Raw genomic sequence first — 4,867 nt, 5'->3', positions numbered from 1 at the left:
GTCTTCGGATCCGTGCACTGAGGAATGTCGACCAGCAGGTCCCGCGGGAAGCTAACKACATTGACACGCTTGTTGTCCGCGGAAATGTCCATGAGCATCATGACGTCCGAGTGCCCGTAACCGGTGGAATCAGCGCTGGAGCCGTACTGGGCATTCTTCCCGTCGCGCGTATCCGAGCCGAGGATCAGGATCTGCATCCGGTCCGTCGAGTCGTTCACGGAGTTCTCGGACTTGACGCTACCGGCGCTCAGCGGGGCCTTGGTGATGTTGCCCTGGAGCCGGATCACCCAGTAGGCGCCAAAGGCGATCACGCCGACCAGGAGGACCGCGAGGACGCCCGTGGTGACTTTCAGCCAGGTGGGAGTCCGCCGGACGGCGCCGAGGTGGCGGGCCGGCCCGACGGMGGTGTCGCCGGTGTGGCGGGCAGCAGCGGATGACCGAACCGGCGGGGCGGATCCGTCGGCGCGGTTATCACGGGGTCGAGCCACTTGTTGAGCMTTCCTTCACGAACGGGGAGTTTGCCCATTTTAGTGTCCGAAACTGAGAAAATGCMGATGGGCCCGCTCTTGGGAGCGGCGGGGCGAACCGGCGGCCCGGTCCCAGCCCAACTAGCGGCCCCGTCAGAGGCCTCACTAAAGGTACGGCTCAGAAGCCGAGTTTGACGAGCTGCTTCGGATCGCGCTGCCAGTCTTTGGCCACCTTGACGTGCAGGTCGAGATAGATGCGGGCACCGAGCAACGCCTCAATCGCCTTGCGCGCGTTGGTGCCGACTTCGCGGAGCCGGGCGCCGCCCTTGCCGATGATGATGGCTTTCTGGGACGGGCGTTCCACGTACAGGTTGACGCGGACGTCGAGGAATGGCCGGTCTTCGGGGCGCCCTTCCCGCGGAACGATCTCATCGACCACGACGGCCAGGGAGTGCGGCAGTTCGTCGCGGACGCCCTCAAGGGCAGCTTCCCGGATGAGTTCGGCGATCATGACAGCTTCGGGCTCGTCCGTCAGGTGCCCGTCCGGGTACAGCGGCGGGGAGGCCGGCATGTGGCTGATCAGGACGTCGGCCACGGTGTCGACCTGGAAGCCGTCGGTGGCGGAGACMGGGACGATGTCGTTCCAGCCGTCCTCGCCGCGGACCTCGCGGCCCAGGGCGGCGACGGCGAGCAGCTGCTCGGTGAGGGCCTGGCGGTCCACGGTGTCGGCCTTCGTCACAATTGCGATGATCGGCTTGTTGCCGACGGCGGCCAGCTGGGCGGCGATGAACTTGTCGCCCGGGCCGATCTTTTCGTTGGCAGGAAGGCAGAAGCCGATCGCGTCGACCTCGGCGAGGGTGTCGGCGACAAGTTCGTTCAGCCGCTTTCCCAGCAGGGTGCGCGGGCGGTGCAGGCCCGGGGTGTCCACGAGGATCAGCTGGGCGTCGTCCCGGTGCACGATGCCCCGGATGGTGTGGCGCGTGGTCTGCGGCTTGGCCGAGGTGATCGCGACCTTCTGGCCGACCAGGGCGTTGGTGAGGGTGGACTTGCCCGCATTGGGGCGTCCTACCAGCACCKAGAAACCGGCGCGGTAGCCGCCGTGGGCTGCTTCGCCGTCGGACTTATTCTGCTTGCTCACGTGAGACTCCCTGTTGGATTGGTGCGGCCTCGTCGAGAAGGTCTTCAAGGTCAGTTTCTTCTTTTGGAACGGCGGCCGCAATGATGTGGCTGACGCGGTTCCGCCGGCCCTCGAGCCGGTCGGCGCGGAGGGACAGCCCGTGGACCTGGACGGTGCTGCCGACKATCGGCACCCGCCCGAGGGCCTTGGCGAGCAGGCCGCCCACGGTGTCCACTTCGTCGTCGTCGAGCTCGAGGTCAAAGAGCTMGCCGAGGTCATCAATGCTCATACGGGCACTGACCCGGTAGCTTCCGTCGCCCAGGGCCACGGCCTCGGCGCTTTCGGTGTCGTATTCGTCCACGATCTCACCGACGATCTCCTCGATGAGGTCCTCGAGCGTGACCAGGCCTGCCGTTCCGCCGTATTCGTCGATGACGATCGCCACGTGGGTCGATTCCTTCTGCAGTTCGCGCAGCAGGTCGCTGACCGGCTTCGAATCAGGCACATAACGGACCTCCCGGGCGAGTTCGTCGACCACCGGCGGCTCCTCGTCCGGGCCCAGCTTGTGCAGCGCGGCGGCGACGTCCTTGAGGTACACAATGCCCAGGATCTGGTCGGTATTTTCGCCGATGATCGGGATCCGCGAGTACCCGGAGCGCAGGAAGAGCGACATCGCGCGGTGCAGGCTGGATCCCGAGTCGATCGTGAGGATGTCGGTCCGCGGCACCATAACGGAACGGACCAGGGTGTCCCCGAAGTCGAAGACCGACTGGATCAGCTCCGCCTCGTTGTCCTCGATCACATCGGACTCTGTGGCGCGGTCCACGAGCTCGCGGAATTCCTCTTCGCTGAAAAACGCCTCGTTGTCCGCCGGCGCGCCGGGGGCGACTGCGCTGCCCAGGCTGACCAGCCAGCCCGGAATCGGGCCGAGTACGGCGTAAAGGAATCGGACGAGCGGCGCGCTGAAGCGGACCAGTGCGGCGGAGTGCACCCGGCCAAGCTGCCGGGGAGAGACGCCGACGATCACGAAACCGATCACTGCCATGATGCCGGTGGCGGCCAGGCCGGCGAGCCATACGTTGTCCAGCAGGCTGTGCAGGAGGACTGTCACGGCKACGGCGGAGGCCATCTCGAACCAGATCCGCCAGAACCGGAGGGCGCGCATGTGTCCCACGGGCTGCGCCAGGATCCGCTTCAGCGACGTGCCCCGGCTGTTCAGGACCGCCTGTTCGGCCTCGTGCCGGGGCAGGAAGTTGAAGGCGGACTCGGCAGCGGTCAGCACTGCGGCAAAGCTAAGGAACACCAGCGCCATGCCGGCAAGAATCAGTGGGGTCACTGAATCGTCTCTGACGGGGCCTCTTTGCCGGTGAACGCGGTCAGGAGTTCGCGCTGCAGCCCGAACATCTCTTCCTTTTCCTCCGGCTCGGCGTGGTCATAACCCAACAGGTGCAGGATGCCGTGCGTGGTGAGCAGCAGCATCTCGTCCTGGGTGGAGTGGCCGGCGTTCCGTGCCTGGACCTCGGCCACCTGGGGGCAGATGGCGATATCGCCGAGCATGCCCTGCGGGGTCGGCTTGTCCGGTGTGCCCGGGGTCAGTTCGTCCATCGGCACCGAGAGGACATMGGTGGAACCGGGCTCGTCCATCAGTTCGATGTGCAGCTTTTCCATGGCCGGTTCGTCCACCAGCAGGATGGACAGTTCCGCCTGCGGGTGGATGTAGAGGCGGTCGAAGATGAAACGCGACAGTGCCACGAGCTCGGACTCGTCGACTGCCACGCCGGATTCGTTGTTGACCTCAATGCTCATGCGTGTTCTCCCGCGTCTCCCGGGCAACGGAATGCTTGACCCGGTTCCTCTGGACTTCGTCCCAGATGCTGTAGGCGTTGACGATGTCCCCCACCAGGCGGTGCCGGACGACGTCGGAGGCATCCAGCACGGAGAAGTTGACGTCCTCGATCCCCTGCAGGATGTCCTCGACSATCCGCAGGCCCGAACGGGTGCCGAAGGGAAGGTCCACCTGGGTGATGTCACCGGTGACCACCATCTTGGAGCCGAAGCCCAGTCGGGTCAGGAACATCTTCATCTGCTCCGGCGTGGTGTTCTGGGCCTCGTCGAGGATGATGAAGGCGTCGTTGAGCGTGCGGCCGCGCATGTACGCCAGCGGGGCCACCTCGATGGTGCCGGCGGCCATGAGCCGCGGAATGGACTCAGGGTCCATCATGTCGTGCAGGGCGTCGTACAGGGGCCGCAGGTAGGGGTCGATCTTGTCGCTCAGGGTGCCCGGCAGGAAGCCCAGCCGCTCCCCCGCCTCGACGGCGGGACGGGTCAGGATGATCCGGCTGACTTCCTTCTGCTGCAGGGCCTGGACCGCCTTGGCCATCGCCAAGTACGTCTTGCCGGTACCGGCCGGCCCGATCCCGAAGATCACCGTGTTGGCGTCGATCGCGTCCACGTAGTTCTTCTGGTTCAGCGTCTTGGCCCGGATGGTCTTGCCGCGGGTGGACAGGATGTTGGTGGTCAGCACTTCCACGGGGTTCTGCAGTGACTGGCTGCGGAGCATGGACACAAGCTGCTGCAGGACGGCAGGGGTTATGACGGTGCCCCGGGCCACCAGCCCGCGCACCTCGTTGAGCAGGCGCATGATGCGCGGCACGTCGGCGGCCGGACCGCTGATCGCGAGCTCGTTCCCCCGGACATGGAAGTCAACGGCAGGGTACTGGTTTTCGATGAACCGGAGGGCTTCGTCATGGCTGCCCAGCGACTGGACCATCTGCTCTGAGTCGTCGAACAAGACCACCTCCGTCCGCAACCCTGGTAGGGAGTGGGGGAATTCCCCTGCGGTGCGCTCTCCGGCGCTGAACCGGGCCTTGCCGTTCGCTGCTTCAGTCATGGTGTTGGCCCGCGGGCCTCTGGTCCCCTCCAGTATGAATATGGTCAGTCCCCCCGTGATCCCTACCGACGGCGGTACGCACCGTCCGCGGCCGGGGTCACCGGGTCCTTCCATCTTACGCCAGCGCGGCGCGCCCGACGCCGGTCAGGGTCCGCGCCGCCCGCGTGCCGGGCCGGTTGGATGGGCACCTTCGACGCACCGCTACCGCCAGGCGTCGCCGACGACGACCCACCCGTCCAGCCAGTGCGCGCCGGTTACCGGGAACGACTGCTCAGCGATCTCAGCAGCCACGCACCCCGATGCGGTTCCCGAGATTATGTATCAACTTCGCATCGGCCTCATATCGTTCCCGTTGCAGTTCCGCCGGGCGCCCCCAAACCGGACTTTCGCCCC

5 protein-coding genes are annotated in these 4,867 nt (G+C 66.0%); all 5 read right to left on the bottom strand.

Going from position 1 to position 4,867, the window contains the following annotated elements:
* A partial coding sequence (locus tag AC1DBQ_RS21990; protein ID WP_476930533.1) for an LCP family glycopolymer transferase occupies window positions 1-488 on the bottom strand: 488 nt, incomplete at its 3' end.
* Between the two features lie 157 nt (window positions 489-645).
* Window positions 646-1,605, bottom strand: a complete 960-nt coding sequence (gene era / locus AC1DBQ_RS21985; RefSeq protein WP_476930532.1) for a GTPase Era — start codon at window positions 1,603-1,605, stop codon at window positions 646-648.
* Window positions 1,589-2,920, bottom strand: coding sequence for a hemolysin family protein (locus AC1DBQ_RS21980; RefSeq protein WP_476930531.1), 1,332 nt, complete (start codon window positions 2,918-2,920; stop codon window positions 1,589-1,591). The genes era and AC1DBQ_RS21980 overlap by 17 nt, the downstream gene beginning before the upstream one ends.
* Complete coding sequence (gene ybeY / locus AC1DBQ_RS21975; RefSeq protein WP_476930530.1) at window positions 2,917-3,390, bottom strand: rRNA maturation RNase YbeY; 474 nt, start codon at window positions 3,388-3,390, stop codon at window positions 2,917-2,919. The genes AC1DBQ_RS21980 and ybeY overlap by 4 nt, the downstream gene beginning before the upstream one ends.
* Entirely contained in the window at window positions 3,380-4,474 is a 1,095-nt protein-coding gene (locus tag AC1DBQ_RS21970; protein ID WP_476930529.1) for a PhoH family protein, read from the bottom strand. Before AC1DBQ_RS21970 ends, ybeY begins: the two co-directional genes overlap by 11 nt.
* Between the last annotated feature and the right edge of the window lie 393 nt (window positions 4,475-4,867).

The sequence above is a fragment of the Arthrobacter sp. 10T413_2 genome (assembly GCF_056394205.1).
This window is presented reverse-complemented; position numbering and strand designations above follow the sequence as displayed.